This is a genomic window from Rhodanobacter thiooxydans, from assembly GCF_030291135.1.
In the GTDB taxonomy this organism is placed as follows: domain Bacteria; phylum Pseudomonadota; class Gammaproteobacteria; order Xanthomonadales; family Rhodanobacteraceae; genus Rhodanobacter; species Rhodanobacter thiooxydans_A.
The window spans coordinates 882,813-909,475 of the sequence record NZ_CP127409.1; the positions used below are offsets into that span (position 1 = coordinate 882,813).

At 68.3% G+C, this 26,663-nt stretch carries 30 protein-coding genes; 12 read left to right on the top strand and 18 right to left on the bottom strand.

Annotated elements, in window-relative coordinates; all coding sequences use genetic code 11:
• The 11 genes from QQA13_RS03780 to QQA13_RS03830 all read right to left on the bottom strand — a co-directional run bounded on the left by QQA13_RS03780 (window position 1) and on the right by QQA13_RS03830 (window position 8,216).
• A complete protein-coding gene (locus QQA13_RS03780) occupies window positions 1-270 on the bottom strand; it encodes an HPr family phosphocarrier protein (RefSeq protein WP_108472792.1) in 270 nt (89 codons plus the stop codon).
• On the bottom strand, window positions 263-655 hold the full coding sequence (locus QQA13_RS03785; RefSeq protein ID WP_108472793.1) for a PTS sugar transporter subunit IIA: 393 nt from the start codon (window positions 653-655) through the stop codon (window positions 263-265). Before QQA13_RS03785 ends, QQA13_RS03780 begins: the two co-directional genes overlap by 8 nt.
• 43 nt (window positions 656-698) lie before the next feature.
• The gene (gene rapZ / locus QQA13_RS03790) at window positions 699-1,604 is read right to left on the bottom strand and encodes an RNase adapter RapZ (protein ID WP_108472794.1); all 906 of its coding nucleotides are present in this window, start codon (window positions 1,602-1,604) and stop codon (window positions 699-701) included.
• Window positions 1,605-1,608: 4 nt separating this feature from the next.
• Window positions 1,609-2,526 (bottom strand): HPr(Ser) kinase/phosphatase, encoded by a 918-nt coding sequence (gene hprK, locus QQA13_RS03795; RefSeq protein WP_234411385.1) that lies wholly within the window; start codon window positions 2,524-2,526, stop codon window positions 1,609-1,611.
• A gap of 196 nt (window positions 2,527-2,722) precedes the next feature.
• Window positions 2,723-3,046: a ribosome hibernation-promoting factor, HPF/YfiA family gene (gene hpf / locus QQA13_RS03800; protein WP_108472796.1), complete on the bottom strand. Its 324-nt coding sequence runs from the start codon at window positions 3,044-3,046 to the stop codon at window positions 2,723-2,725.
• 150 nt (window positions 3,047-3,196) lie between these two features.
• Window positions 3,197-4,654, bottom strand: coding sequence for an RNA polymerase factor sigma-54 (locus QQA13_RS03805; RefSeq protein ID WP_108472797.1), 1,458 nt, complete (start codon window positions 4,652-4,654; stop codon window positions 3,197-3,199).
• A gap of 97 nt (window positions 4,655-4,751) precedes the next feature.
• Entirely contained in the window at window positions 4,752-5,471 is a 720-nt protein-coding gene (gene lptB / locus QQA13_RS03810; protein WP_108472798.1) for an LPS export ABC transporter ATP-binding protein, read from the bottom strand.
• Between the two features lie 3 nt (window positions 5,472-5,474).
• The gene (lptA, locus tag QQA13_RS03815) at window positions 5,475-6,035 is read right to left on the bottom strand and encodes a lipopolysaccharide transport periplasmic protein LptA (protein ID WP_108472799.1); all 561 of its coding nucleotides are present in this window, start codon (window positions 6,033-6,035) and stop codon (window positions 5,475-5,477) included.
• A complete protein-coding gene (lptC, locus tag QQA13_RS03820; RefSeq protein ID WP_108472800.1) occupies window positions 5,998-6,594 on the bottom strand; it encodes an LPS export ABC transporter periplasmic protein LptC in 597 nt (198 codons plus the stop codon). The genes lptA and lptC overlap by 38 nt, the downstream gene beginning before the upstream one ends.
• On the bottom strand, window positions 6,591-7,139 hold the full coding sequence (locus QQA13_RS03825) for a KdsC family phosphatase (RefSeq protein ID WP_108472801.1): 549 nt from the start codon (window positions 7,137-7,139) through the stop codon (window positions 6,591-6,593). Before QQA13_RS03825 ends, lptC begins: the two co-directional genes overlap by 4 nt.
• Before the next feature lie 66 nt (window positions 7,140-7,205).
• A complete protein-coding gene (locus QQA13_RS03830; protein WP_108472802.1) occupies window positions 7,206-8,216 on the bottom strand; it encodes a KpsF/GutQ family sugar-phosphate isomerase in 1,011 nt (336 codons plus the stop codon).
• 207 nt (window positions 8,217-8,423) lie between these two features.
• On the opposite strand from QQA13_RS03830, the gene QQA13_RS03835 reads away from it, so the two are divergent.
• Window positions 8,424-8,663: a BolA family protein gene (locus QQA13_RS03835; protein WP_108472803.1), complete on the top strand. Its 240-nt coding sequence runs from the start codon at window positions 8,424-8,426 to the stop codon at window positions 8,661-8,663.
• A gap of 80 nt (window positions 8,664-8,743) precedes the next feature.
• Window positions 8,744-10,003: a UDP-N-acetylglucosamine 1-carboxyvinyltransferase gene (gene murA, locus QQA13_RS03840; protein ID WP_108472804.1), complete on the top strand. Its 1,260-nt coding sequence runs from the start codon at window positions 8,744-8,746 to the stop codon at window positions 10,001-10,003.
• Between the two features lie 154 nt (window positions 10,004-10,157).
• Here murA and QQA13_RS03845 read toward each other — a convergent pair whose 3' ends face one another.
• Genes QQA13_RS03845 through purM form a run of 3 tightly spaced genes read right to left on the bottom strand, consistent with a single transcriptional unit; the run spans window position 10,158 to window position 12,605 of the window.
• Window positions 10,158-10,865 (bottom strand): DUF3108 domain-containing protein, encoded by a 708-nt coding sequence (locus QQA13_RS03845; protein WP_108470980.1) that lies wholly within the window; start codon window positions 10,863-10,865, stop codon window positions 10,158-10,160.
• A 34-nt stretch (window positions 10,866-10,899) separates the two neighbouring features.
• On the bottom strand, window positions 10,900-11,562 hold the full coding sequence (gene purN, locus QQA13_RS03850) for a phosphoribosylglycinamide formyltransferase (protein WP_108470981.1): 663 nt from the start codon (window positions 11,560-11,562) through the stop codon (window positions 10,900-10,902).
• Between the two features lie 8 nt (window positions 11,563-11,570).
• Window positions 11,571-12,605, bottom strand: a complete 1,035-nt coding sequence (gene purM, locus QQA13_RS03855; RefSeq protein WP_108470982.1) for a phosphoribosylformylglycinamidine cyclo-ligase — start codon at window positions 12,603-12,605, stop codon at window positions 11,571-11,573.
• 152 nt (window positions 12,606-12,757) lie between these two features.
• Here purM and QQA13_RS03860 point away from each other — a divergent pair, with 152 nt between their 5' ends.
• The 3 genes from QQA13_RS03860 to hda are packed head-to-tail and all read left to right on the top strand — an operon-like array spanning window position 12,758 to window position 15,613.
• A complete protein-coding gene (locus tag QQA13_RS03860) occupies window positions 12,758-13,738 on the top strand; it encodes a DUF2066 domain-containing protein (protein WP_108470983.1) in 981 nt (326 codons plus the stop codon).
• 4 nt (window positions 13,739-13,742) lie between these two features.
• Window positions 13,743-14,918: an AI-2E family transporter gene (locus QQA13_RS03865; protein ID WP_108470984.1), complete on the top strand. Its 1,176-nt coding sequence runs from the start codon at window positions 13,743-13,745 to the stop codon at window positions 14,916-14,918.
• Complete coding sequence (gene hda, locus QQA13_RS03870) at window positions 14,915-15,613, top strand: DnaA regulatory inactivator Hda (protein ID WP_108470985.1); 699 nt, start codon at window positions 14,915-14,917, stop codon at window positions 15,611-15,613. The genes QQA13_RS03865 and hda overlap by 4 nt, the downstream gene beginning before the upstream one ends.
• A 51-nt stretch (window positions 15,614-15,664) precedes the next feature.
• Here hda and QQA13_RS03875 read toward each other — a convergent pair whose 3' ends face one another.
• Window positions 15,665-16,468 carry an inositol monophosphatase family protein gene (locus QQA13_RS03875; RefSeq protein WP_108470986.1) on the bottom strand — a complete coding sequence of 268 codons (804 nt, stop codon included), beginning with the start codon at window positions 16,466-16,468 and terminating at the stop codon, window positions 15,665-15,667.
• Between the two features lie 182 nt (window positions 16,469-16,650).
• Between QQA13_RS03875 and QQA13_RS03880 the strand changes: the two genes are divergently transcribed.
• Together QQA13_RS03880 and QQA13_RS03885 are read left to right on the top strand one after the other, a co-directional pair.
• Complete coding sequence (locus tag QQA13_RS03880; RefSeq protein ID WP_108470987.1) at window positions 16,651-17,208, top strand: hypothetical protein; 558 nt, start codon at window positions 16,651-16,653, stop codon at window positions 17,206-17,208.
• Between the two features lie 85 nt (window positions 17,209-17,293).
• A complete protein-coding gene (locus QQA13_RS03885; RefSeq protein ID WP_108470988.1) occupies window positions 17,294-18,052 on the top strand; it encodes an RNA methyltransferase in 759 nt (252 codons plus the stop codon).
• Between the two features lie 102 nt (window positions 18,053-18,154).
• Here the strand turns inward: QQA13_RS03885 and QQA13_RS03890 are convergent, their stop codons facing one another.
• A complete protein-coding gene (locus tag QQA13_RS03890; RefSeq protein ID WP_108470989.1) occupies window positions 18,155-19,477 on the bottom strand; it encodes a hemolysin family protein in 1,323 nt (440 codons plus the stop codon).
• A 146-nt stretch (window positions 19,478-19,623) separates the two neighbouring features.
• On the opposite strand from QQA13_RS03890, the gene QQA13_RS03895 reads away from it, so the two are divergent.
• Window positions 19,624-20,253 (top strand): DUF47 domain-containing protein, encoded by a 630-nt coding sequence (locus tag QQA13_RS03895; RefSeq protein ID WP_108471173.1) that lies wholly within the window; start codon window positions 19,624-19,626, stop codon window positions 20,251-20,253.
• Between the two features lie 84 nt (window positions 20,254-20,337).
• Window positions 20,338-21,450, top strand: a complete 1,113-nt coding sequence (locus QQA13_RS03900; protein WP_108470990.1) for an inorganic phosphate transporter — start codon at window positions 20,338-20,340, stop codon at window positions 21,448-21,450.
• A gap of 15 nt (window positions 21,451-21,465) precedes the next feature.
• Here the strand turns inward: QQA13_RS03900 and QQA13_RS03905 are convergent, their stop codons facing one another.
• On the bottom strand, window positions 21,466-21,870 hold the full coding sequence (locus QQA13_RS03905; RefSeq protein WP_108470991.1) for a hypothetical protein: 405 nt from the start codon (window positions 21,868-21,870) through the stop codon (window positions 21,466-21,468).
• Window positions 21,871-21,938: 68 nt separating this feature from the next.
• On the opposite strand from QQA13_RS03905, the gene QQA13_RS03910 reads away from it, so the two are divergent.
• The 3 genes from QQA13_RS03910 (at window position 21,939) to QQA13_RS03920 (ending at window position 25,711) form a co-directional block, all read left to right on the top strand.
• Window positions 21,939-22,280 carry an MGMT family protein gene (locus QQA13_RS03910; protein ID WP_108470992.1) on the top strand — a complete coding sequence of 114 codons (342 nt, stop codon included), beginning with the start codon at window positions 21,939-21,941 and terminating at the stop codon, window positions 22,278-22,280.
• A 74-nt stretch (window positions 22,281-22,354) separates the two neighbouring features.
• Window positions 22,355-24,172, top strand: a complete 1,818-nt coding sequence (gene recQ, locus QQA13_RS03915) for a DNA helicase RecQ (protein ID WP_108470993.1) — start codon at window positions 22,355-22,357, stop codon at window positions 24,170-24,172.
• Between the two features lie 114 nt (window positions 24,173-24,286).
• Window positions 24,287-25,711, top strand: a complete 1,425-nt coding sequence (locus QQA13_RS03920) for a sugar porter family MFS transporter (protein WP_108470994.1) — start codon at window positions 24,287-24,289, stop codon at window positions 25,709-25,711.
• Between the two features lie 70 nt (window positions 25,712-25,781).
• Here the strand turns inward: QQA13_RS03920 and QQA13_RS03925 are convergent, their stop codons facing one another.
• Window positions 25,782-26,621: an HlyC/CorC family transporter gene (locus tag QQA13_RS03925; protein ID WP_108470995.1), complete on the bottom strand. Its 840-nt coding sequence runs from the start codon at window positions 26,619-26,621 to the stop codon at window positions 25,782-25,784.
• Window positions 26,622-26,663: the final 42 nt, after the last annotated feature.

The following is a 26,663-nucleotide window of genomic DNA, read 5'->3' on the forward strand; positions in this document are numbered from 1 at the left end:
TCAAGCTCCCTCGTCGAACTTGCGCTCGAACAGCTCGACCACCGCGGCCAGCGCGGCTTCCTCATCGGGGCCGTCGGCGCGGACGGTCAGCGGGCTGCCGAGGCCGGCGGCCAGCATCATCACGCCCATGATGCTTTGTGCATTCACTTCGCGGCCCTTGCTGACCAGGTGCACGGTGGATTTGAAGCCCTGCACCAGTTGTACCAGCTTGGCCGAGGCGCGGGCGTGCAGGCCCAGCCGGTTGGTGATGACGATCTCCTTTTCAAGCATGGTCGATGAAGATCCCCCCGCGGCCACCGCTGGCCGCGATCTCGGCCAGCTCGTCCAGTGGTTTTTCCGCATAGTTGAGTACGCGCAGCAGCATCGGCAGGTTGAGGCCGGAGACGCAGCGAAGATGCACGCCGAGCGCGCCAAGTGACAGGCCGATGTTGCACGGCGTGGCGCCGTACAGGTCGGCCAGCACCAGGACGCCGGCACCGGTGTCGAGTTCGCGCGCGTGGCGCGCGGTGAGCTGGCGCATCACGTCCGGATCCGACTCGGGCGGGATTTCCACCGCCGCCACCTGCAACGGCAGCCGCGGCATCACGTGGTGCGCGGCGGAGATCAGCGCGTGGCCGACCGCCTCGTGGGTCATCAGCAGCACGCCGACGCTCATGCCCGGCGGCCCGTGTGGATCGTGGTCGTGGACGACATGGCCATCACTCGAGCTCGCGGTGGAAGGTGAGCACGCCTTCGCGATGGCCGCGATAGTGGGCGGCGAGCTTCTCGACCAGGTAGACCGAGCGGTGGCGGCCGCCGGTGCAGCCGATCGAGATGGTCACGTAGCTGCGGTCGTCCTGCTCGAAGCGCGGCAGCCAGGCGTCCAGCCAGCGCGCGGTGTCGGTGAAGTATTCGCCGACCAGCGGTTCTGCATCGAGGAATTCGCGCACCGCTGCGTCCTTGCCCGACAGCGGGCGCAGGCGCGGGTGCCAATGCGGGTTCGGCAGGCAGCGCGCATCGAACACGAAGTCCGCGTCCAGTGGCAGCCCACGCTTGAACGCGAACGACTGGAACATCAGGGTCAGCCCCTCGGTGGCCTGCGCGTAGCCGGTGGCGACCAGCCGGCGCAGCTGGTGCACGTTGAGTTCGCTGGAGTCGATCACCTTCTCGGCGATCGCCATCAGCGGGCGCAGCAGTCGGCGCTCCTCGACGATCGCGTCGGCCAGCGACACGCCGCGGGTGGCCAGCGGATGGCGGCGGCGGGTTTCCGAATAGCGCTTGATCAGCACGTCGTCGCGGCAGTCCAGGAAGATCAGGTGCACCTGCACGCCGGCGCCGGCCAGCTCCGACAGCACGGTCGGCATGTGCGCGAAGTCGGTGCCGCGGTTGCGCACGTCCACGCCCACCGCGATGCGCCGCGGCCGGCCGCGGCGGTCGCCGCTGGTGGCGGCGTTGACCAGTTGCGGCAGCAGCACCGACGGCAGGTTGTCGACGCAGTAGAACTCCAGGTCCTCCAGCGCGCGCAGCGCCACCGTCTTGCCGCCGCCGGACATGCCGGTCAGCACGATCAGGTGGATCTCGTGCGGGTCGACCAGCGTGCTGGGTGGGTAGGTGTCGTCGCTCATGCTTTCACCATGGAGGCAGTCGGCGCAGCTGATGCGCCTGGCGGTCGATGAAGGTCTGCGCCGGGTCGATGCCCTTGCTCTTCAGAGCGTGGCTGCGCACGGCGGCCTCGACCAACACCGACAGGTTGCGGCCGGAGGCCACCGGGATGGTGATCATCGGCACCTGCACGTCGAACACCTCGCGGTGGCCGATGTCACCGGTGAGCCGGGTCAGCGTGTCGCCGCTGTCGCCGAGATTGACCTCGCCGTCGCGCAGCGGCTTGAGGTGCACCACCAGGCGCAGGTACTTGGACGGCTTGACCGACATGTGGCCGAACATCTCGCGCACGTTGAGCACGCCCAGTCCGCGCACTTCCAGCAGGTCCTGCAGCAGCTCGGGACAGGTGCCGTCGATCACGTCCGGCGCGATCAGGGTGAATTCGGTGGCATCGTCGGCGACCAGCCGGTGGCCGCGGCTGATCAGTTCCAGCGCCAGCTCGCTCTTGCCGGAGCCGGCCTCGCCGGTGATCAGCACGCCGATCGAGAACACCTCCAGGAACACGCCGTGCAGGGTGATCTTCGCCGCCAGCATGCGCGCCAGGTGGTACTGCAGGTAAGTCAGCAGCTCGTGGCCGCGCTTGGGGCTGATCCACAGCGGCGTGCTGGTTTCCTCGGCGACCTCGCGCAGGTCGGCCGGCACGGTCTGGTCCTTGGTCACGATCAGCGCCACCGGCTGGTAGGCGGCGATCTTGTGCATCACTTCCCAACGCTGGCGCGAGTCCAGTCCGTCGAGGTAGTTCAGCTCTTCCGAGCCGATGATCTGGATCTTGTTCGGGTAGATGACGTTGAGGTAGCCGATCAGCGACGGCCGCCGCGCCTGCGCCACGCCCGGCTCGAGCGCGCGTGACTCCCCGCGCATGCCGGACACCCAGCGCAGGGCCATGCGTTCGTGGACGCCGTCGTAGAGTTGTCGTGCGCTGATCCGGTCCAAGCCTTGGGTCCTTTGCGCCGCATGCCGGAGCCCGGCGGGCTTTTGCGACGGCATCGCCATTGTGCCAGCTTGGGCGGGCAGGCGTGTTCAGGAAAAGGAACGGCCCGCGCGTGGCGGGCCGTGTCGGGTCGTGGTGGAGTCGGCCGGTTCAGCCGTACTGGCGCTCGTCGCGCGCCTCGCGCTGGTGCTTGTCGGCGACCTTTTCGCGGTACTTGCGCAACTGGGCGACCAGCTTGTCGAACAGCACGTCGATCGAGGCATACATGTCGGCCTCGGTGGCCTCGGCATGCAGGGTGGCGCCGACCACGTTCAGGGTGCCGTCGGCGCGCTGCTGCAGCTTGTCGACCGACAGCACGATGGCGAGGCTCTTCAATTTGTCGTCGAGGCGGGTGAGGCGGTCGAGCTTGGCGGTGGCGTGGTCGCGCAGGGCCGGGGTGACTTCGATCTGCTGGCCGCTGAGTTGGAATTGCATGGTGCGCCTCCTCTGGTAGTGCCGTGCCGCGTTTCGCGGCGGGGTGGACGTGCCGGGTCGGGGTGGCCACGGCGCATCGTCAATCATCCTGTAGCAGGTATGGGAGCGATTTTTCGTTAACCAAGTTCCCCTGGATAGCCCCTGCGACAATCAGCCCGCGCGCTGGCGCTCGCTGGAGGTGGGGATGCGCAATCCCTCGCGGTATTTGGCCACGGTGCGACGGGCGACCTGGATGCCCTTGCGCTGCAGTTCCTCGGCGATCGCCAGGTCGGACAACGGCTTGCGCACGTCCTCGGCCTCGATCAGCTTGCGCAGCATGGCCTGGATCGCGGTGGCCGAGGCGCTGCCGCCGTCCTCGGTGGATACCCCGCTGGAAAAGAAGTACTTCAGCTCGAACGTGCCGCGCGGGGTGTGCAGGTATTTGCGGGTGGTGACACGCGAAATGGTGGATTCGTGCATGCCCACTTCCTCGGCCACCTCGCGCAGTACCAGCGGGTGCATCGCCTCGGGGCCGTAGTCGAGGAACGCGCTCTGCCGCCGCACGATCGCCTCGGCGACCTTGAGCAGGGTCTCGGCGCGCGATTCCAGGCTCTTGATCAGCCAGCGCGCCTCCTGCAGCTGGCCGCGCATCCAGCTGGCGTCCTCGCCGCGGGCCTGGGCGATCAGGCCGCAATAGTGCTGGTTGAGGCCCAGCCGCGGCTGGGCGTCCGGGTTCAGGCTGACCCGCCAGCGACTGCCGTCGCGCAGCGCATAGACGTCCGGTGCCACGTATTCGACCGGGGTGGCGTCCAGTGCCGCGCCGGGGCGCGGGTCGAGGCTGCGGATCAGCACCGCGGCCGCGCTCACGTCGTCCGCGTCGGCGCGCAGCCGCCGCGCCAGCCGCACGATGTCGTTGCGCGCGAGCAGGTCGAGTTCGTCGTCGACGATGCGCAGCGCCAGCTCGCGCTGCGGGGTGTCCGTGGGGAATTGTTCCAGTTGCACGCGCAGGCAGTCGCGCAGGTCCAGGCTGCCCACGCCAGCGGGGTCGAAGCCCTGCAGCCGGCGACGCACTTCCTCGATTTCCGCGATGCTGGCGTCGAAGTTGGCAGGCAGCGCGGCGAGGATGGCCTCCAGCCCTTCGGCCAGGTAGCCGGCGGGATTCAGCGCGTCGATCAGCACGGTGGCGATCAGGTGCTGGCGCGGGTTGAACGAGGCCAGGTTGAGCTGCCACAGCAGGTGTTGCTGCAGAGTTTCCGGCGCGGCGTTCTGCGGCTCGAAATCCTCGTCGCCGCGCGATCCGCTGCCGCTGTTGCCGACGCTGCTGCTGGAGAAGTCGATCGGCGTTTCGGCTGCGCCGCCGCCGTCCGACCAGTCAGCGGCCTCGCCGTCATCGTTGCTGCTGCCAGCGACCGCCTCGGCGCTGGGGTATTCGCCCTCGGCCTCGACGCCCTCGGTCGCCTCGTCGTCCTCGATCTCCTCGGCGAATTCCAGCAGCGGGTTGCTCTCGGCGATCTGCCGCAGTTCGGCTTCCAGCTCCAGCTGCGATAGCTGCAACAGGCGGATCGCCTGCTGCAGTTGCGGCGTCAGGGTCAGCTGCTGGTGGAGGCGAAACTGCAGCGCGGGTTTCATGCCAGCCGGATCGAAGGAAGTCGCGGCCATCGTAACGCGTGCCCGCAGGTGCGGCCATAGCCGCGGGCCGCGGCAATAGCGAACCGTGACAGGTATTTCAGAGCCGAAATTCGCGGCCCAGGTAGACCTCGCGCACCTTTTCGTCGGCGAGGATGTGTGCCGGGGTGCCGCGCGACAGCACCTCGCCCTCGTTCAGGATGTACGCGCGGTCGCAGATGCCCAGGGTTTCGCGCACATTGTGGTCGGTGATCAGCACGCCGATGCCGCGTTCCTTCAGGTGGCGCACGATGCGCTGGATCTCGCCGACCGAGATCGGGTCGACCCCGGCGAACGGTTCGTCCAGCAGCATGTAGCGGGGGTTGGCGGCCAGTGCGCGGGCGATCTCTACCCGGCGCCGCTCGCCGCCGGACAGGCTGATGCCCTTCTGGGCGGCGATGTGCGCGATCTTCAGCTCGTCCAGCAGGTTTTCCAGCTCGGCGTCGCGCTGCGACGCGGTCAGCCCGTCGCGCAGTTCCAGCACGGCCAGGATGTTGTCGGACACGCTGAGCCGGCGGAACACCGACGCCTCCTGCGGCAGGTAGCCGATGCCCAGCTTTGCGCGCGCATGCATCGGCAGGCCGGTGATGTCCAGCTTGTCCAGCTTGATCGTGCCGCCGTCGGCCTCGATCAGGCCGACCACCATGTAGAAGCAGGTGGTCTTGCCGGCACCGTTGGGGCCGAGCAGGCCGACCACTTCGCCTTCACGGATCGAGAAGCCGAAATCCTTGACGACCTGGCGCGACTTGAAACTCTTCTGCAGACCTTCGGCGGAGAGCATCGGTTATGGCTGTCCCTGCGGGGCCGGGCTGCCCGCGGCCGGCTGCGGCTTGGGCTTGAAGGTCATGTGGACCAGGCCGTCGCCGGCGCTCTCGCCGGTCATCTGGCTGGTCTCGGTGTTGTAGGTGAGCCGGTCGCCGCGCGCGTCGCCGCGGCCCTTCTGGGTGACCGAGGCATTGCCGCTGAGCACCGCGATGCCCTTGAGGTTGTCGTAGTCGAGCGTGGCGGCGTCGCCCAGCATCAGGTTGCCGCTGTCGTCCAGCTGCTCGAGATGGGCCGGACTGCCGGTGATGACGACCCGGCTGATCTGGGTGTTGGCGTCGAAGTACACCTTGGCCTGCGCACCGGTGGCCTTCAGCGTGCCCTGGGTGATCACCACGTTGCCGGTCAGCGTGCTGACGCTGTTCGGCTTCTGGAAGCCGTCGAAGTTCTTCGCGGCGACCTGCATTTCCTGTTGGCGATCGCTTTTCCTGGCCAGTGCCGGCTGGGCCGCGAACAGGCCGAGGGCTGCGACGGCCAGCGCGAACCTAGCGCTGGCGCGGCGGGAAGGTGGCATGAACGTCATCGAGCAGCTCCAGGTGTTTGTCGTTGAGGTCGGCACGCATACCGATACCGCTGATTCTAGTGCCGCCTTGCACCATCTGCGCCGGCGCCGCGGTTTCCAGGCGGTTCTGCTTCGGCCAGGCGGTGACATCGGCGGTCTGAATGTTGGCTGCCGGCGCATCGCCGAACGCTTCCCGGTGCATCTCCACCGGGCCCTGCAGCTTGAGCAGGCTGCCATCCTTGTTGACCCAGCCATACAGCGACTGGCCCTTCCAGTCCGGTATGCCGGCCTGGTGGGCCGGCAACTGGAAGGTGGGCGAGTTGAGGTAGAGCGAATCGTCGCCCTCGCGGCGCTCCAGGTGCGGCGACTGCAGGTGGAAGCTGGGTTGGCCCGCGGCGTTGAATTCGGTCATCCGCGCGTTGGTGAGGGTGTAGCTGGAGCGCGGCGGGCCGACGAAATCGCTGGTCTTCGGCGCCGGCCCGAACCACCACAGCAGCAGCTGGGCCACGCCCGCGGCGAGCGCGATGGCGAGGGTCGCGGCGGGCAGGCGCCGGTCGCGCAGCCAGCGGCGAAGCTTCACTGCCAGCGCTCCCGCTCGGCCGCGCTCTTGCCCTGGGCGTGCAGGATCAGGTCGCACACCTCGCGCGCGGCGCCCATGCCGCCGCTGCGGGTGGTCTGCCAGTGTGCCGCCTCGGCGACCCAGGGGTGGGCGTTCGCTACCGCCACCGCCAGCCCGGCGATGCGCATCGGCGGCAGGTCGGGCAGGTCGTCGCCGACGAAGGCGGTCTGTTCGGGCGTCAGCTGCAGTGCATCGAGCAATTCCCGCAGGCAGGCGCGCTTGTCGCCCTGGCCCTGGTAGACGTGGGCGATGTCCAGTTCCTCGGCACGCAGCGCGACCGGGTGGCTGATCCGCGCGGTGATGATCGCCACCTGCACGCCGTTCGCCTGCAGCCGCTTCAGGCCGAGCCCGTCATGCACGTGGAACACCTTGGTCTCGCGGCCGTCCTCGCCGTACCACAGGCGCCCGTCGGTCAGCGTGCCGTCCACGTCGAACACCGCCAGGCGGATCTTCGCGGCGCGGTTCAGGAGATCGGCGGGGAGGTTGGCGAGGTAGTCAGTGGGCACGGGCGGGATTCTGGGAGAGCAGGATCAAGAGCGGCGTGTTTGATTGGTCTGATTCGTCGAGACGAATCAGACCACACGCGCACGGAGCAGATCATGAATGTTCAGTGCGCCGACCACGCGCTGCTCGCCGTCGACGACCAGCAGCGCGTGGATCTGGTACTTCTCCATCAGCTGCGCCGCTTCCGCCGCCAGCTTGTCGGCGCCGATCGTCTTCGGGCCGCGCGTCATCAGTTCGGCCACGGTGGCGCCGCGCAGGTCCACGCCGTCGTCGTCCAGCGCGCGGCGCAGGTCGCCGTCGGTGAAAACCCCCAGCAGGCGTTGTTCGGCGTCGACCACGGCGGTCATGCCCAGGTGCTTGCGGGTCATCTCGACCAGGGCAGTGGTGAGGCTGGCGTCGGGCGAGACCCGCGGCACCTCGTCGCCGACATGCATCACGTCGCTGATGTGCAGCAGCAGGCGCCGGCCCAGCGCGCCGGCCGGGTGCGAGCGGGCGAAGTCGTCGGAAGTGAAGCCACGCGCCTCCAGCAACGCGATCGCCAGCGCGTCGCCCAGCACCAGCGCCACCGTGGTGCTGGTGGTCGGCGCCAGGCCGAGCGGGCAGGCCTCGCTGGAGATGCTGCCGTCCAGGTGCACGTCGGCCTGGGTCGCCAGCGAGGAAGTGGTGCGACCGGTGATGGCGATCAGCGGGATGCCCTGGCGCTTGATCACCGGCAGGATGAACAGCAGCTCGTCGGTCTCGCCGGAGTAGGAGATCGCCAACACCACGTCCTGCGGCAGGATCATGCCGAGGTCGCCGTGGCTGGCCTCGCCCGGGTGCACGAAGAACGCCGGCGTGCCGGTGGAGGCCAGCGTGGCGGCGATCTTGCGCCCGATATGGCCGGACTTGCCCATGCCGCTGACCACCACGCGGCCCCGACAACCCAGGATCAGCCGGCAGGCCTCGACGAACTCCGGCCCGATCCGCGGCTCCAGCGCCAGCGCGGCAGCCGCTTCGGTGGCAATCACCGTGCGTGCGCTGCGGGTGATCACGTCCGGGTTCAGGTCGATCGGGGCGGAGGGGGCAATGCGTGCGTTCATGGGGGCTCGATGAAGGGGCGGAGGGTGCCCGGGTGGCCATGGCGCGCGGCCTGTCCGGGCCGGTCTGGAGCCGCTGTCATTTCTGCGCCAGCGGATTTCCATTACCATGGCATGTTCGCATTTTAACGTCATAAGCCTGCGCAATGGGTTCCGCTCGCCGCGGAAGCCGTCGCCAGCTGCCCAGACTCCTGCATGGAACCCCTCCCGATGGACCCAGCCCGCATCCAGGCGATGATCGAAAATGGCCTGCCCGGCGCCCAGGTGGAGGTGAGCGGCGCCGACGGCGTGCATTTCGAGGCTACCGTGGTCGCCAGCCAGTTCGCCGGCAAGCTGCCGCTGGCGCGGCACCGGTTGGTGTACGCCACGCTGGGTGAGCTGATGGGCGGCGCGATCCATGCGCTGGCGCTGAAGACACTGACTCCGGAGGAGGCCGGGAACAGGGCCTAGGGAATGGTCAAAAGCCGTTCCATCCCTCACCTGCCACTGCTCTTCCGATTCCCAATTCCCGATTTTCGATTTCCTGACTTATGGCCAAAATTCTGATCAGCGGCGGCACGCCGCTCCATGGCGAGGTCGCCATTTCCGGCGCCAAGAACGCCGTGCTGCCGATCCTCGCCGGCTGCCTGCTGGCCGACGGGCCGGTCAGCATCGGCAACGTGCCGCACCTGCACGACGTCACCACCTTCATCGAGCTGCTCGGCCAGATGGGCGTGCAGCTGGTGCTGGACGACCGCATGAAGATGCACGTCGACCCGCGCACCACCAGTACCTGCGTGGCACCGTACGACCTGGTGCGCACCATGCGCGCCTCGATCCTGGTGCTCGGCCCGCTGGTGGCCCGCTTCGGCCAGGCCGAGGTGTCGCTGCCGGGCGGCTGCGCGATCGGCTCGCGCCCGGTCGACCAGCACATCCGCGGCCTGCAGGCGCTGGGCGCCGAGATCACGGTCGAGAACGGCTACATCAAGGCGAAGGCGGGCCGGCTGAAGGGCGCGCGCATCGTGATGGACATGGTCACCGTCACCGGTACCGAGAACATCATGATGGCGGCCACCCTGGCCCAGGGCACCACGGTGATCGAGAACGCGGCGCAGGAACCGGAAGTGGTCGACCTGGCGCACTGCCTGATCGCGATGGGCGCGCAGATCGAGGGCGTCGGCACCTCGACCATGGTGATCCACGGTGTCGAGCGCCTGCACGGTGCCGAGCATGACGTGCTGCCCGACCGCATCGAGACCGGCACCTATCTGGTCGGCGCGGCGATGACCGGCGGCAAGGTGCGTGCACGGCATGCCCGTGCCAACACGCTGGACGCAGTGCTGGCCAAGCTGGAGGAGGCCGGCGCGCAGATTTCCACCGGCGACGACTGGATCGAGCTGGACATGGGCGGGCGCCGGCCGAAGGCGGTCAACATCAGCACCGCGCCGTACCCGGCGTTCCCGACCGACATGCAGGCGCAGTTCACCGCGCTGAACTGCGTCGCCGAAGGCACCGGCGTGGTCACCGAGACGGTGTTCGAGAACCGTTTCATGCATGCGCACGAACTGCAGCGGCTCGGCGCGGACATTCGCCTCGAAGGCAATACCGCGGTGGTGCAGGGCGTGGCGCAGATGAGCGGCGCGCCGATCATGGCCACCGACCTGCGTGCCTCGGCCTGCCTGGTGCTGGCCGGCCTGGTGGCCAAGGGCGACACCACCGTCGATCGCGTCTACCACATCGACCGCGGTTACGAGAACATCGAGGAAAAACTCGGTGTGCTCGGCGCGAAGATCCGCCGCCTGCCGAACTGAGCTCCGCTTTGCTCCCTCCCCTGCGCAGCAGGGGAGGGCCGGGGTGGGGTTCGCTCTTGATCTTCCGGCGAGTCCGGCGCTACCCCCCCCCCCCCCCGCCTGCAAGGGGAGGCATCAAGCTGCCGTTGCTGCGCCGAGGCTGGCCAAGGCCACTTCAGTCGTTGCGATAGCTCACCAGCTCCATCGTCAGGTCGCCACCGTCGTGCTGCGACAGTTTCACCGGCAACGGGTAGCGGTCGGGCGCGTACCACGCGCTGAAGCCGCGGTCGGCGTCGGTGCGGTCGATCCGTTCGGCGTCGAAGCTGCCGGCCGGTACCTTGACGGTTTCCCTGCCGGTCACCTTGAAGTGCTGCAACTGTACTTCCTGGCGCACCGCGACCGGCAGCGCGACCTGCTGCTTGCCGTCGCGCAGGGCCAGACCCAGCGCCAGCGCCAGCGTGTTGCGCTCGACCATGCCGGGGCTGGCCGGGTAGCTCTGCGGACCCTTGCCCTCATCCACGGTCACCCGGTTTTTCGGCCAGTCGACCACCAGGTGGCGCTGTTTCTGCTTGACCGCCGTCTGCATACGGTAGTCGTAGCTGATCGCCTCGGGCACATCGCCCTTCCAGCGGAAGCGCGAGCTTTCCGTGACGCTGGCGCCGAGCAGGGCGGCCAGTCCGCCGGTGCCCTTGGTGTCCTTGCCGTAGATCCACTCGCCGTTGCCGGCCGCGCGCAGGGTCACCGTGGCGACACCCATCGGCTGGCCGCCCTGCGACACGTTGTAGGTGGCGGTAAGTGCGCCGGGCGTGGTGGCGGGAGCGGTCCGGGCGCCGAGCAGCAGGCCGAGGCCGAGCAGGGGAGCGAGCAGGGATCGGATAGTCATGCCCCGAGTCTGCCGAGGCCGGGCTGAACCGGCTTTAAGGCTGCAGGCCGTGCTCGCCCAGCCGCAATGGTGCCGCCAGCGGCCGGTCGTCGAAGCGTGGCGAACCGTCCCACCGCAGGCGCCCGCTGGCCAGCAGGCCAAGCACGGCGGGCAGCAGCCGGTGTTCCAGCGGCAGCAGCCGTTGCGCCAGCGACTGCTCGTCGTCACCGGCCTCGATCGGCAGGTACGCCTGCGCGATCACCGGGCCGCCATCCAGTTCGGCGGTGACGAAATGCACGCTGGCGCCATGCTCGCGGTCGCCCGCTTCCAGTGCGCGGCGATGCGTGTGCAGGCCGCGGTATTTCGGCAGCAGCGAGGGGTGGATGTTGATGATGCGACCCACCCACGGCCTGAGCGCCTCGCCGTCGAGGATGCGCATGAAGCCGGCCAGCACCAGCCAGTCGGCGCCGCTGGCGGCGATGCGCCGGAACAGGTCGAGGTCGAACGCGCGGCGGTCCGGATAGCTGCGCGGATCCAGCGCCAGGGTGGGGATGTTCGCCGCCTCGGCCAGGCGCAGCGCGCCGGCGCCGGCCTTGTCGCTGCCGACCAGCACGAACTCGACCGGCAAATCGTCGCGCTCGCGTGCATCGAGCAGCGCGGCGAGGTTGCTGCCGCGCCCGGAGGCGAGCACGGCGACTTTGGCAGGTGCGGCTGTCACGGAGCGGTTCAGCCGATATGCACGCGTTCGTCGCCCTGCGCAGGCACGATCTCGCCGATCACCGAGCTGGCCAGACCATGCTTCGCCAGCAGCGCGGAGGCGCCGGCCACCGCGTCGCGCGGCAGGATCACGGTGAAGCCGACGCCGCAGTTGAACGTGCGCCACATTTCCTCGCGCGCCACGTTGCCTTCGCGCATCAGCCAGTCGAATACCGGCGGCAGCACGATGGCGGACGCATCCAGCGCGATGCCGAGGCCGTCCGGTACCACACGGATGATGTTTTCCTTGAGGCCGCCGCCGGTGATGTGGGCCATGCCGTGGATCTGCTCCGGCTGCGCGCGGAGCAGATCCAGCATCGGCTTCACGTAGATCGTGGTCGGTGCCATCAGCGCGTCGACCAGCTTCACGCCGCCGAGGTCGAGGTCGAACGGGTTGCCGGCGCGATCGAGGATCTTGCGCACCAGCGAGTAGCCGTTCGAGTGCGGGCCGCTGGAGGCCACGCCGAGCACCACGTCGCCGGCCACGATCGCCGCGCCGGTCAGCATCCGCGATTTCTCCACCGCGCCCACGGTGAAGCCGGCCAGGTCGTATTCGCCCGGCGGGTACATGTCCGGCATCTCGGCGGTCTCGCCGCCGATCAGCGCGCAGCCGGCCAGTTCGCAGCCGGTGGCGATGCCGCCGACCACGGCCGCGGCGGTGTCCACGTCCAGCTTGCCGGTGGCAAAGTAGTCGAGGAAGAACAGCGGCTCGGCGCCCTGCACCAGCACGTCGTTGACGCACATGCCGACCAGGTCGATGCCGATCGTGTCGTGGCGGTTCAGGATCTGCGCCAGCTTCAGCTTGGTGCCCACGCCGTCGGTGCCGGACACCAGTACCGGCTCCTTGTAGCGGCCGGAGAGGTCGAACAGGCCACCGAAGCCGCCCAGCCCGCCCATCACTTCGGGGCGGAGCGTGCGCTTGACCAGCGGCTTGATGCGTTCGACCAGCGCATTGCCGGCGTCGATGTCGACGCCGGCGGCGCGGTAGGTGAGGGCGTCAGACATGGCAGAAACCGGCGTGGGTGAAACGCGCAAGTTTACCAGCTTGTGGCGCTGTTGCCGGTCGGGCATGGCGGATAGGGTGACGGCTGCGATGGACGCTGGGGGCGCGATTGGGCAGACTTCCAGCGAGCTTCCCCCAGAAGATACCCACACCCATGCGCCTGTTCCGTCTATTGATCGTTGCCCTGCTGCTGGTCTTTGCCGCGTTGCCTGCGTCGCACGCGCAGGTTGCCGGCTCGCCGTATTCGGTGGTCGTGCCGGTGGCCGACACCAGCGACGCCCAGCGCGACCAGGCGTTCGCCACCGCACTCGGCCAGGTGCTGACGCGCGTCGCCGGCGGGCAGGACCTGCGCAGCAACGCCGGTTATGCCGACGCGCTGGGCAACGCGGCCTCGATGGTGCAGAAGTTCCAGTACCAGCGTGCCGCGACCGGGCTGGTGTTGAACGTGGAGTTCGAGCCGGGCTCGGTGCGCCGGCTGGTGGCGAAGCTGGGCGTGCAGAGCGCCGGCATCAAGCCGCCGGTGCTGCTGCTGGTGCAGGGAGGCGACGGCCACCTGCTCGACCAGTCGGCGCTGGCCAGCCTGGCCGCGACCGCCGGCGCGCGCGGCACCGGCGTGGTCTACCCCGACGGCAATCCACCCGATCCGGCCAGGGTGGCTGCTGCCGACCCGGCCGCGCTGGCGGCGGTCAACCGGCAATACCACACCGGCCTGGTGCTGCTCGGCAAGTTGCGCGACGGCGGCGCGGACTGGACGCTGATCTCCGGCGGCCAGGCGCAGCGCTGGAGCAGCCAGGGCGCGAGCGCCGATGCACTGCTTGGCGATGCCGGCAACGGCCTGGTCGAGCGCCTCGGCAAGCAGCTCAACGTGATCGGCGCGGGCCCCAGCGAGGGCAAGCTGTGGGTCAGCGGGCTGGCTTCGGCGATGGATTACGCGAGCCTGGTGGCGACCCTGCAGGACGATCCTTCGGTCAAGCAGGTGCAGACCCTGGGTGCGCAGAACGACGGCGTGCTGCTGTACATCAAGGCTTCCGTGCCGATCAGCGCGCTGGCCGCGAACCTTGCCGCCGGCGGCCACCTGCTGCTGCAGGGCGAGCCGCACCCGGGCGCGGATGCGAACCTGCGCTGGCTGAGGTGACTGGATGAATCAGGACAAGGACATCTCGCGCCGCTGGCAGCTGTTCGCCATCACCGCGGTCATCGTCTATCTGCTCTGGCTGCTGGCGCCGGTGCTGATGCCGTTCGCGGTGGCGGCGATGCTGGCCTACCTGGGCGATCCGCTGGCTGACCGGCTGGAACGGCTGGGGCTGAACCGGATGTGGGCGGCCACCATCGTCTTCGTGGTGATCATGGTCGTGGTGGTCGGTGTGCTGCTGTTGCTGATTCCCCTGATCGCGCGCCAGGTCGAGAATCTGGTCAGCAACCTGCCGCGCTACGGCGACTGGGCGCAGAACACCTTGTGGCCGTGGCTGCAGGCGCGCCTGCACCTGGACCCGCACACCTTCGACAGCGACCGCCTGCTGGCTGCGATCAAGGCACACATCGGCTCGATCGGCGGCGTCGCCACGGCGGTGCTGGGCAAGGTGTCGCGCTCCGGGCTGGGCGTCGTGGCGTGGCTGGCCAACCTGGTGCTGATCCCGGTGGTGGCGTTCTACCTGCTGCGCGACTGGGACCGGATGGTGGCGAAGGTCGATGGCATGCTGCCGCGCTCGATCCAGCCCACCATTGCCTACCTGGCCAGCGAAGCGGACAAGATCCTGGGCGCGTTCGTGCGTGGCCAGCTGCTGGTGATGCTGGCGCTGGGCGTGTTCTACGGCGCGGGCCTAGGCGTGGTCGGGCTGACCGTGGGCCCGCTGATCGGCATGGTCGCCGGCCTGCTCAGCTTCGTGCCGTACCTGGGCTTCATCGTCGGCTTCGTCGCGGCGATCGTGGCCGTGCTGGTGCAATACGGCGACTGGGCGCACGTGCTGCTGGTATGCGGCGTGTTCGCGGTCGGCCAGTTGCTGGAAGGCTATGTGCTGGTACCCAAGCTGGTCGGCGACAAGATCGGCCTGCACCCGGTGGCGGTGATGTTCGCGGTACTGGCCGGCGGCTACCTGTTCGGCTTCCTCGGCGTGCTGCTGGCGCTGCCGGCGGCCTCGGTGATCATGGTGCTGCTGCGCTACCTGGTCGAGCGTTACCGCATGAGCGAGCTGTACAACGAGGCGGGGCCGGAGGATCCGGTGATCGCCGAGATGGGCGTCGCCGTGCATCACGATGGCGCGGTCGAGGCCGCGGTCGTCGGCACGCCACCGCCGGGTGATTCTTCCGCAGCATGATTCCGCAGTTGCCGCTCGCGCTGCGCTGGCCGCGCCGGCAGCGTTTCGAACATTTCCACGCTGGCGCGAATGCGCCGGCGCTGGCTGCGGTGCAGGCGCTGGCACTGCAGCCCGGTGTGCCGTGGGTTTACCTGCATGGCGCCAGCGGCAGCGGCCGCAGCCATCTGCTGATGGCCGCATGCCAGGCGGCCAGCGCGGCCGAACGGCGTGTGCAGTATCTGCCGTTGGCGACGATCGCCGACCACGCCGCAGCCTTGCGCGGTGTCGCCGGCAGCGAACTGCTGGCGCTGGACGATCTGGGCGCCATCGCTGGCAACCGCGACGCCGAACACGCGCTGTTCGACCTCTACAACCGCGCCCGCGCCGAAGGCAGCGCCCTGCTGTTCGCGGCGGATGCCACGCCCACCCAGCTCGGCATCGGACTGCCCGACCTGCGCTCGCGCCTCGGTGCCTGCGCCCATTTCGCACTGAAGCCGCTCGACGACGACGAGCGCCGCGCCGTGCTGAAGGCGCAGGCCGCGTCGCGCGGCATCGAGCTGGACGACAGCGTGCTGGACTGGCTGTTCACCCGCTACGCGCGTGATCTCGGCGCGCTGCTCGACCTGCTCGACAAGCTGGACGTGGCCTCGCTGGCGGCGCAACGACGGATCACCATCCCGTTCCTGCGTGGGTTCCTGCGTGAAGCGGCACCCTGAAACGACGAAGGCACCCATGGGCGCCTTCGTCGTTTCAAGCGGGCGAACCACTCAAGCCTTGAGCAACCCCGGCGTTGCCTGCTGCCCGATTGCGTCGACCATCGCCTTGGCCACGTTGAGGTTGCCCGCGACGATGTTGCCGCTGGCCGGGATGCCGTCGCGGCCGGCGAAGTCGCAGTAGCGGCCGCCCGCTTCGTGCACCAGCAGCACGCCGGCGGCCATGTCCCATGGCTTCAGGCCGATCTCGAAGTAGCCGTCGTAGCGGCCAGCGGCGACATAGGCCAGGTCCAGCGCGGCGGAGCCGGAGCGGCGGATGTCCTCGGCCTGGCCGAGGATGGCGCGGGTCATGTCGAGCTGCGCGGCGAGGTGCTCGCGCTGGCGGAACGGGAAGCCGGTGGCGATCATCGCGCCGCCCAGGTTCTCGCGCTTGCTGACGCGCATGCGGCGGTCGTTGAGGTAGGCGCCGTCGCCCTTGCTGGCGGTGTACAGCTCGTCGCGCAGCGGGTCGAACACCACGGCGTGGATCGGCACGCCCTTTTCCAGCAGCGCGATGGACACGCTGAAGTGCGGGATGCCGCGCAGGTAATTGTGGGTGCCGTCCAGCGGGTCGATCACCCAGGTCAGCGGGCCCTTGCCGGTCGCGCCGCTTTCCTCGGCGAGGATGGCGTGGTCGGGGTAGGCGCGGCGCAGTTCCTTGATGATTTCCGCCTCGGCCAGCTTGTCGACTTCGGAGACGAAATCCATCTGCTGCTTCTCGACGATGTTGAGGCCGTCGATGCGGTTCATGTAGCGCAGGATCACATTGCCTGCAGAACGCGCGGCGCGCGCCGCGATCGTGACGTGTGGTCGGGCCATGGGTATCGACTTTGGAAGAGAGCGGGGCTGCGGCCGGCGATTCTAGCAGACACGGCCATTCGGAGCAGGCGATGGCTGGTTACTGGTATGGCACGCGCTGTTTTTTTGGGGTGTATATGGGGGGACGATGTTTCATACTTGACGCGTCGGGCTCCCGCAGGGAGCCATTCAAGGGAACCTGCATGACAGTTCGTCAGTTGATCGGCATCGGTTTGCGTCTGCTTGCAATGTGGCTTTGTCTGAACGCTTTTGTCGGGTACGGACTAGTTCTTGCCTCTGCGAACAATAGAGTTGACCACGGCTCATTTTCGCCAGCCGTTGTTGAGTTCATGGTGGTTATCGCCTTCGAACTGATGGCACTGGTCCTGTGGTTTTTCAGCAATCACATAGCCGGCGCGTTGTTGTCCGGGTTTTCAAAAGATGTGGAAATTCGAATAAGGCCTTCCGATCTGGTCGTTGTCGGCTGCGTGCTGATGGGCCTCTGGTGGCTGAAGGACGCTACGCTGCCACTGCTCTCGCTGTGGCTCAGATCCATCTTTCTTTCTTCCACGACGACAGATCAGTCAACGCTGGAGATGATGAGTACGTCGATCCGGATCAACTGCGGTCTCTATCTGCTCCAGATAACCGTCGCGTTGGTCCTGATATACCGTTCGCGCCGGATCGCCAATTGGCTGTTGCAATATCCCAGGTTGTCTAGTGGCGAGACATACGAAGACAAAGAGCTGGGGGGGCCGTGAGCGGGATTTTTACGAGTTGGCTTGAGCTGCCATGTTCCTGGGGGCGGATTACCCCTGTTGTCCTGTTCGACCTCACTTCAAGCATATGACCGATCTCCACGACCTCGCCGCCCGCATCCGCTACGTGCTGGTGCGCACCTCGCATCCGGGCAATATCGGCAGCGCGGCGCGGGCGATCCGCACGATGGGTTTCACCCGGCTGGAGCTGGTCGCGCCGCACCGCTTTCCCGACCCGGAGGCGAATGCGCTGGCCGCCGGCGCGGACACCGTGCTGGCCGACGCGGGCATCCATGCCGAGCTGGTCGACGGCCTGGCCGGCAGCAGCCTGGCGCTGGGCCTGTCGGCGCGCCGGCGCGGCGTGAACCTGCCGGAGCTGTCCCCGCGCGAGGCGGCGCAGCAGGTGCTGGCCGCCGCCGCCCGCGGCGAGCAGGTGGCGCTGGTGTTCGGCAACGAGCGCACCGGGCTGGAGAACGAAGAGTTGGCGCGCTGCCACGCGATGGTGCGCATTCCCAGCGCGGACGATTTCAGCTCGCTCAACCTGTCGCAGGCGGTACAGGTGATGGCCTACGAGCTGCGCGTGGCGATGCTCGGCGACGCGCCGCCGGCGCCGCCGCCGGAACACGACGAGCCACCCGCCGACGCGGCGCAGATGGAGCAGTTCTATCGCCACCTGGCGCAGACGCTGGACGACATCGACTTCCACAAGGGCCGCGAGCCGACCACGATCATGCTGCGCCTGCGCAAGCTGTTCCAGCGCGCGCAGCCGGACGAGCGCGAGCTGCGCGTGCTGCACGGCATCCTCGCCGATGCGCAGCGCATGGCAGGGCTGGCCAACGGCAAATAGCCGATTTCGGTAGGGCGGGCTGCTGCCCGCCGCCCAGGGTTCCAGCAACGGCGGGCACTGCCGCCCTACGAAGCTGCCAGGCAGGGGGAGGAGTTATGACTTCTACTGCTCGTCGTCAGAAAGTTCCAGCGACGGCGCCGGCGTGACCAGCAGCTTGTCGATGCGCGCGCCGTCCAGGTCGACCACCTCGAAGCGGATGCCGTGCCAGGCGAACACTTCGCCGGTTTGCGGGATGTGGCCCAGGGCGGTCATCACCATGCCGGCGGCGGTGCGGTAGTCGTGCTCCTCCTCGCCGGGCAGTTCGCCGATCTGCAGCAGTTCGCGCAGGTCGTCGGTGGACAGGCTGCCGTCGATCAGCCAGCTGCCGTCGGCGCGCTGCATGATCGGGCTGTCCTCGTTGCTGCCGGCGTGGCCGATCTGGCTGGCGCCGACCACCGCTGCCAGCAGGTCGTTGACGGTGACCACGCCTTCGATGTCGCCGTACTCGTCGACCACCAGCGCCAGCGGCGTCTCGGCGTCGCGGAATTCTTCCAGCAGGTCCAGCGCGCGCGCGGTGGCCGGCACGAACAGCGGCTTGGCCAAGTGGCCGAACAGCTCCGGCGTGCCTTCGGCGAAGCTGCGCAGCAGGCGCTTGACCTCGACCACGCCGACCACGTCGCTCTCGTTGCCGCGATACACCGGGTAGCACGAATACGGGGTCTCGCGCAGCACCTCGAAGTTCTCCTCGCGGGTTGCCGCGATGTCCAGCCAGGCGATGCGCATGCGTGGGGTCATCACGCTGTCCACCGTGCGGTCGCCCAGGCGCAGTACGCGGTTGACCATGTTGTGTTCGTCCGGGTCGAGCACGCCCTGTTCGGCGCTCTCGGCGACCAGCAGGCGGATTTCCTCCTCGGTGACCACGCCGCTGCCTTGCCCATCCACCCGCAGCAGGCGCAGCAGCTGGTTGCTCGACGCGTTCAGCAGCCACACGAACGGCGCGGTCAGCCGCGACAGCAGCAGCATCGGGATCGCCACGTACGACGACACCTTTTCCGGCGCCGCCAGCGCCAGCCGCTTGGGCACCAGTTCGCCGACCACGATCTGGATGAACGAGATCAGCGCGAAACCGAGCACGATGCCGATGATCCGCGCATACGGCAGCAGCCACGCCAGGTGCCCGCCTTGCAGGGCATTGGCAATATGGGCGCCCAGCGCATCGCCGGCCACTGCGCCGGTGATCAGCATCACCAAGGTGATGCCGACCTGCACGGTGGACAGGAAGTGCTCCGGCGCCTCGGCGTGCCGCAGGGCCGTGGCGGCCTTGCGGCTGTTCCGCGCCATCTGCTTGAGGCGGCTCTTGCGCGAGGCCACCAGCGCCATCTCCGACAGCGCGAAGAAGCCGTTGCACAGGGCCAGCACGAGCACGAGCGCGATTTCGGTCAGCATCGCGGCGATGATGGGGGAGGGCGCATGGGCACAGTGTAAGGGCTGCGGGGCTTTCGCATCACCCCGGCAGGGCCGGGCATTGATGCAGGGCAGCACGACAGTCCTGTAACATTCCGGTCATCCCGATCCCCTCAGGCATGGCCCGCATGTTTTCACTGCAGACGATTTTCGGCAAAGGCGACAAGTTCTACGGCCTGCTCGAACAGAGCGCCGCCACCGTCAGCGAAAGCGCCAGGGCCCTGCACGAACTGCTGACCCAGCCCGACCGCGGCCCGGTGATGGCGGCATTCACCGCCACGCGCGCGCGCGAGAAGGCGCTGGCCGCGCAGATCAGCGAGGGGCTGGTGAACACCTTCGTCACCGCGCTCGACCGCGAGGACATCGAGGCGCTGAATTCGGCGCTGTACAAGATTCCCAAGACCATCGAGAAGTTCGCCGAGCGTTACGAGATCGTGGCCGATCGCCTGGCCGGGGTGGAATTCGCCCAGCGCACGCTGGTGCTGCAGCGTTCCAGCGAGGTGGTCGCCGAAATGATCGGCGAGCTGCGCCGCGGCCTGCGCATCGACCCGGTGAAGAAGCTGCAGGACCGCTTGCAGGCGCTGGAATCGGAAGGCGACCGCATGCTGCTGGCGCCGTACCGCACGCTGTACATGGAGGGCGGCGATGCGATGCGGGCGATGCTGGCGAAAGACCTGTTCGAGCTGATCGAAAAGGCCATCGACAAGTGCCGCGACGTCGGCAACATCGTCTATTCGATCGTGCTGAAGAACTCCTGAGGCCACGCCCGTGACCCTGCGCATTCCGCACTGCCCGGCGGCGCCGGCACCGAGCGTCCGCCCGTCCCTGGCCGGGGGCCGCGCATGAGCATCGTCATCGCGGTGGTGGTGATCGCGCTGGTCTTCACCTACATCAACGGTTTCCACGACACCGCCAACTCGATCGCCACGGTGGTGGCAACCAAGGTGCTCACCCCGGGCCAGGCGGTGCTGCTGGCGGCGGGCACCAACCTGGCCGGTGCGTTCATGGGCACCGCGGTGGCGGCCACCATCGCTTCCGGGCTGATCAACGCCGGGGTGATCGAGATGAGCTCGCAGCTGCTGATCTGCGCACTGCTGGCGGCGATCGTGTGGAACCTGATCACCTGGTGGCTGGGCCTGCCGTCCAGCTCCAGCCACGCACTGGTCGGTTCGCTGGTGGGCGCGGCGCTGGCCGCCGCGGACAACAACTTCGCCTCGGTGATCTGGGTCGAGGGCAGCTGGCTGAAGGGCCACGGCGTGATCCCGAAAGTGATCATCCCGATGGTGCTGTCGCCGCTGGCCGGCTTCATCATCGGCTTCGCGCTGATGGGGGCGCTGTACGCGCTGCTGGCATGGTTCGCCAACCGGCGGGGTTGGTCGCGGCGGTTCGGGCGCACCCCGTTCGTCAACGCGTTCTTCGGCAAGGCGCAGATCGTCTCGGCCAGCGCGATGGGCGTGGCGCACGGCATGAACGACGCGCAGAAGAGCATGGGCATCATCGCGCTGGCGCTGGCTGGCGCCACTGCGGCGCACCAGTTCGACCACCTGCCGGTATGGCTGGGTTTCCTGCGCGTCGAAGGCAATCCCGCCGGCGGTTTCGAGATTCCGGTGTGGGTGAAGGTGGTTTCCGCGCTGACCATGGCTGCCGGTACCGCCGGTGGCGGCTGGCGCATCATCAAGACGCTCGGCCACAAGATGGTCAAGCTGCATCCGATCAATGGCTTCGCCGCTGAAACCAGCTCCGCCGCCGTGATCCTGGTGGCATCGGTGTTCGGCATTCCCGTGTCGACCACCCACAACGTGTCCGCCTCGATCATGGGTGTGGGCGCGGCCAAGCGCTTCAACGCGATCCGCTGGTCGGTGGTCGAGCGCATGGTGTGGGCTTGGATCCTGACCCTGCCGGTCACCGCGCTGCTGGCTTATGGCTTGGTGGTGGCGTTCCGTCTGCTGTTCTGACGGGGCGGGACGCGGCTACAGCGAATCGTGGCCGGTGGCGATGAGCTGCTCCAGCTGGTCGCCGAGCACGCCCAGTTCGCGCACCACGCGCTGCAGCTCGGCGCGATCGAGGAATTCGTAGGGGCGGTTTTCGCACAGGTGCAGGTACGGCGAGCCATCCAGGTCGGCCACCGCGAGGAAGCCGGTGCGCTGCTGCCAGTTGAAGCGCAGGCAACGGACGGGATTGGTGCCGGCGAGCGGGCCGATCGGGGTGGAAACGCGCAGGTAGCGCAGTCCCGCCTCGTCCTCCAGCTCGGCCAGGTAGATCCCCTGATAGCGATCCGGCGCCAGTTTCAGGTCGAAGCTGATCAGGTAGGGATCGTTCTGGCGCAGCTCGTGCAGGCTGCCGATGTGGGAACGCACGGCTTCGAAATGGCGCATGCGGCGGCTTCCGTCGGCGAGGGTCGGAAGCTACTCTGCCACGTGTACCTGCTAGCGTTGCGTGAACCATGAATGAGGCCGCTGCCCGCATCTATGCCGCCATCGCCGCGATTCCGCGCGGCCGCGTCGCCAGCTACGGCGCGATCGCCGCGCGTGCGGGGTTGCCGGGACGGGCGCGGCTGGTCGGCCGGTTGCTCGGCGAGGTGCCCGACGGCATGGAGTTGCCTTGGTACCGCGTGCTGCGCTCCAGCGGACACATCGCGATGCCGGTTGGCAGCCGCGGTTTCCGCGAGCAGTCCCGACGCCTGCGTGGCGAAGGCGTCGAGGTGAAGAACGGCCGCGTGCCGTTGTCGCGGTTCGGCCTGGATGGCGATCTCGACCACGCGCTGTGGGGCATGCCGGACGCCTGAGCGGCGGTGCTGCCGACGCGTCGTCGCAGCCATCTCCGGCGGCCGGACCAGGCCGGTTTGTTACCATGCAGCCGATGAAAGCTTCCGCCCTCGACCTGCTGCAAAGCGTTTTCGGCTATCCCAGTTTCCGCGGCCAGCAACAGGCCGTCGTCGAGCATCTCGCCGAGGGCGGCGACGCGCTGGTGCTGATGCCCACCGGCGGCGGCAAGTCGCTGTGCTACCAGATCCCCGCGCTCATCCGGCAGGGCACCGGCATCGTGGTGTCGCCGCTGATCGCGCTGATGCAGGACCAGGTCGATGCGCTGCGCGAAGCGGGCGTGGCGGCGGCCTATCTCAACTCCAGCCTCGGCGCGGAAGCGCAGCGCGAGGTCGAACGCCAGCTGCAGGCCGGTGAGCTGAACCTGCTCTACGTGGCGCCGGAACGCCTGCTGACCCAGCGTTTCCTCGGCCAGCTCGAACGCACCGAGGTGGCGCTGTTCGCGATCGACGAGGCGCACTGCGTGTCGCAGTGGGGCCACGACTTCCGCCCCGAGTACCGCGAGCTGGCGATCCTGCACCAGCGTTTCCCGGACGTGCCGCGCATCGCGCTCACCGCCACCGCCGACCCGCGCACGCGCGAGGAGATCGTCGAGCGGCTTTCGCTGCAGAACGCGCGGCAGTTCGTGTCCAGTTTCGATCGCCCCAACATCGGCTACCGGGTCGGCCTGCGCCAGAACGCCAAGCGCCAGCTCACCGAATTCCTGCAGGGCCACCAGGGTGAATCCGGCATCGTGTACTGCCTCAGCCGGCGCAAGGTGGACGACACCGCCGAGTGGCTGGCCGAACTCGGTGTCGAGGCGCTGCCGTACCACGCCGGGCTGGATGCGACGACCCGCGCGAAGAACCAGCAGCGTTTCCTGCGCGAGGACGGCGTGGTGATGGTCGCCACGGTGGCGTTCGGCATGGGCATCGACAAGCCCGACGTGCGCTTCGTGGCGCACCTGGACCTGCCGCGCAGCATCGAGGGCTATTACCAGGAAACCGGCCGCGCCGGCCGCGACGGGCTGCCGGCCGAGGCGTGGATGATCTACGGCCTGTCCGACGTGGTCACCATGAGCCAGATGATCGCGCAGTCCGAATCGGCCGACGAGCGCAAACGCGTGGAACGACAGAAGCTGGAGTCGCTGCTGGCCTATGCCGAGGCCACCGGTTGCCGTCGCCAGCTGTTGCTCGGCGCGTTCGGCGAGACTCATCCCGGCTCCTGCGGCCATTGCGACAACTGCCTCGCGCCGCCGAAGACCTGGGATGCCACGATGCCGGCGCAGAAGGCGCTGTCGGCGGTGTATCGCACCGGGCAGCGCTTCGGTTCCGGCCACGTGATCGATGTGCTGCGCGGCGAGGAGACCGAGCGCGTGCTCGGCCTCGACCATCACCGGCTCAGCACCTTCGGCATCGGCGCGGAGATGGACGAGAAGCAATGGCGCTCGGTGTTCCGCCAGTTGCTCGCTGCCGGCCTGCTCGAAGCCGACGCCGAAGGCTACGGCACCCTGCGTCTCACCGCCGCCAGCCGCAGCGTGCTCAACGGCGGCCGCCAGGTGAAGCTGCGCGAGGACGCCCGCCCCGAACGTGCCAGCCGGCGCCGCCGCGACAGCAAGCTGGTCACCGGCGGCGGCAGCCTCGGCATCGAGGCCTACGAGCAATCCACCTGGGATGCGTTGCGCGCGCTGCGCACGCAACTGGCGAAGCAGCAGGGCGTGCCGCCGTACGTGGTGTTCCACGACGCCACCTTGCTGGCGATGCTGCGCGCGATGCCGGCCAACGAGGACGAGCTGGCCACCATCAGCGGCGTCGGCGAAGCCAAGCTCAAGCGCTACGGCCGCGATTTCCTGGCGGTGATCAACGCGCCGGCATAGGCTCGGCGCCATCGGCTTGCCCGCAGGCGACTGCATACGTATTCAACCGGACACGGCCGGGATCCGCAGTGCAGACTCGGGCGCATCTTGATGCCATGACGTTGGGGAGACGCGATGAGCACGATGGACATGACGGGTGACGGGCTGGGCCAACGCGCCACCGCGCGGGTGGTGCTGATCTCGGCGGCGGCGGCGCTGGGCGGCTTCCTGTTCGGTTTCGACACGGCGGTGATCAACGGTGCGGTCGACGCGATCCGCGGCGGCTTTACCCTGGACGCGGCGCAGACCGGTTTCGCGGTGTCCTGCGCCTTGCTCGGATCGGCGCTGGGTGCCTGGTATGCCGGCATGCTGGCGAACCGCTTCGGCCGCGTGCGCACCATGCAGGTCGCCGCGGTATTGCTGGTCGCTGCAGCGCTCGGCTCGGGCCTGGCCAGTGCCGTGTGGGACCTGATCCTGTGGCGGCTGGTCGGCGGCATCGGTGTGGGTGTGGCCTCGGTGATCGCACCGACCTACATTGCCGAGGTGTCGCCCGCGCATATCCGCGGCCGGCTCGGTTCGATGCAGCAGCTGGCGATCGTGCTGGGCATCTTCGCCGCGCTGCTGAGTGATGCGTGGCTGGCCGGGGTATCCGGCGGCGCAGCGGCACCGTTGTGGTTCGGGCTGGCCGCGTGGCGCTGGATGTTCCTGGTGGCGACGCTGCCGGCGCTGGTCTACGGCACCCTGGTGCTGGGCGTGCCGGAATCACCGCGGCACCTGGTCGCCAAGGGCCGTATCGACGAGGCGCGGGCGGTGCTGCGCAGCGTGCTGAACATGCACAGCGAGGCTGCACTGGAAAGCAAGCTGCATGACATCGAGGACAGCCTGCGCTCGGAGCACAAGCCGCGCCTGCGCGACCTGTGCGGCAAGACCGCCGGGCTGCTGCCGGTGGTGTGGATCGGCATCCTGCTGTCGGTGTTCCAGCAGTTCGTGGGCATCAACGTGATCTTCTACTACTCGTCCACCTTGTGGCATTCGGTCGGTTTCAGCGAGGCTGATTCGTTCACCATCACCGTGGTTACCTCGATCGTCAACGTGCTGGTGACCCTGGTGGCGATCGCGCTGGTCGACAAGGTCGGCCGCAAGCCCTTGCTGGTGGTTGGCTCGGCCGGCATGGCGATCACCCTGGGGCTGATGGCGTGGTGCTTCTCGCAGGCCACCGGCAGCGGCGCCACGCTGAGCCTGCCCGGTGCCACCGGCATGGTGGCGCTGGTCGCGGCGAACGCCTACGTGGTGTTCTTCGGGGTGAGCTGGGGCCCGGTGGTATGGGTGCTGCTGGGCGAGATGTTCCCCAACCGGATCCGCGCCACCGCGCTGGCGGTGGCCGCGGCGGCGCAGTGGCTGGCGAACTTCGCGATCACCAGCACGTTCCCGGCGCTGGCCGAGCTGGGCCTGACCTTCGCCTACGGCCTGTACGCCGGCTTCGCGCTGCTGTCGCTGCTGTTCGTGCTGGCTAGCGTGCGCGAGACCAAGGGCATCGAGCTGGAGGACATGCGCGCATGAGTACGCCAGCGAAGCCCTCGCTGGCGTAAGGGCGGGTATAGCCCACCCTGCGCTGCGAGTGCGGCAGGGTCTATTGCCGTATCACGCGGAATGCCTGCACGCGGCGGTCGTCGGCTTCGGTGACGTGGAACAGGTAGTCGCCGATGGCGACTTCCTCGCCGACTTCGGGCAGGTGGCCGAACTCGGCCGTGACCATGCCGCCGACGGTGTCGTATTCCTCGTCGGGAAAGTCGGCGCCGGTCTGCTCGTTGAAGTCCTCGATCGGGGTCAGCGCGCTGACCAGCCAGTCGCCGCCGGGCTGCTCGTGCATCAGCTCGGGTGCTTCCTCGTCGTCGTGCTCGTCGTCGATCTCGCCGACGATCTGCTCCAGCACGTCCTCGATGGTCACCAGGCCGGCGACGCCGCCGTATTCGTTGACCACCAGCGCCATGTGGTTGCGGGTCAGGCGGAACTCTTCCAGCAGCACGTTCAACCGCATCGACTCGGGGATCAGCACGGCCGGGCGCATGATCGCGCGGATGTCGAAGTGTTCGACGGCACCGAAGTACTTCAACAGGTCCTTGGCCAGCAGGATGCCGAGGATCTCGTCCTTGTCTTCGCCATGCACGGGGAAGCGCGAGTGGCCGGATTCGACCACGGCGGCGAGGATGTCGGGCAGTGGCGAGTCAGCCGGCAGCATCACGATCTGCGCGCGCGGCACCATCACGTCGTCCACGCTCAGTTCGGTGACCTTGATCGCACCCTCGACCATGGTGAGGGTGTCGACGGACAGCAGTCCGTTGGTCTGGGCGGAGCGCAGTTCCTCGATCAATTCATCGCGGTTGCGCGGTTCGCCGGAAAACATGTGGCCCAGTCGATCCCACCAGGTTCGGTGGGCCGGGCCGCTGGTACTGCCGGGGTCGTCGCTCATTACTCGTTGGGATTCTGCCCGAAACCGGGCGGAAGACCGATT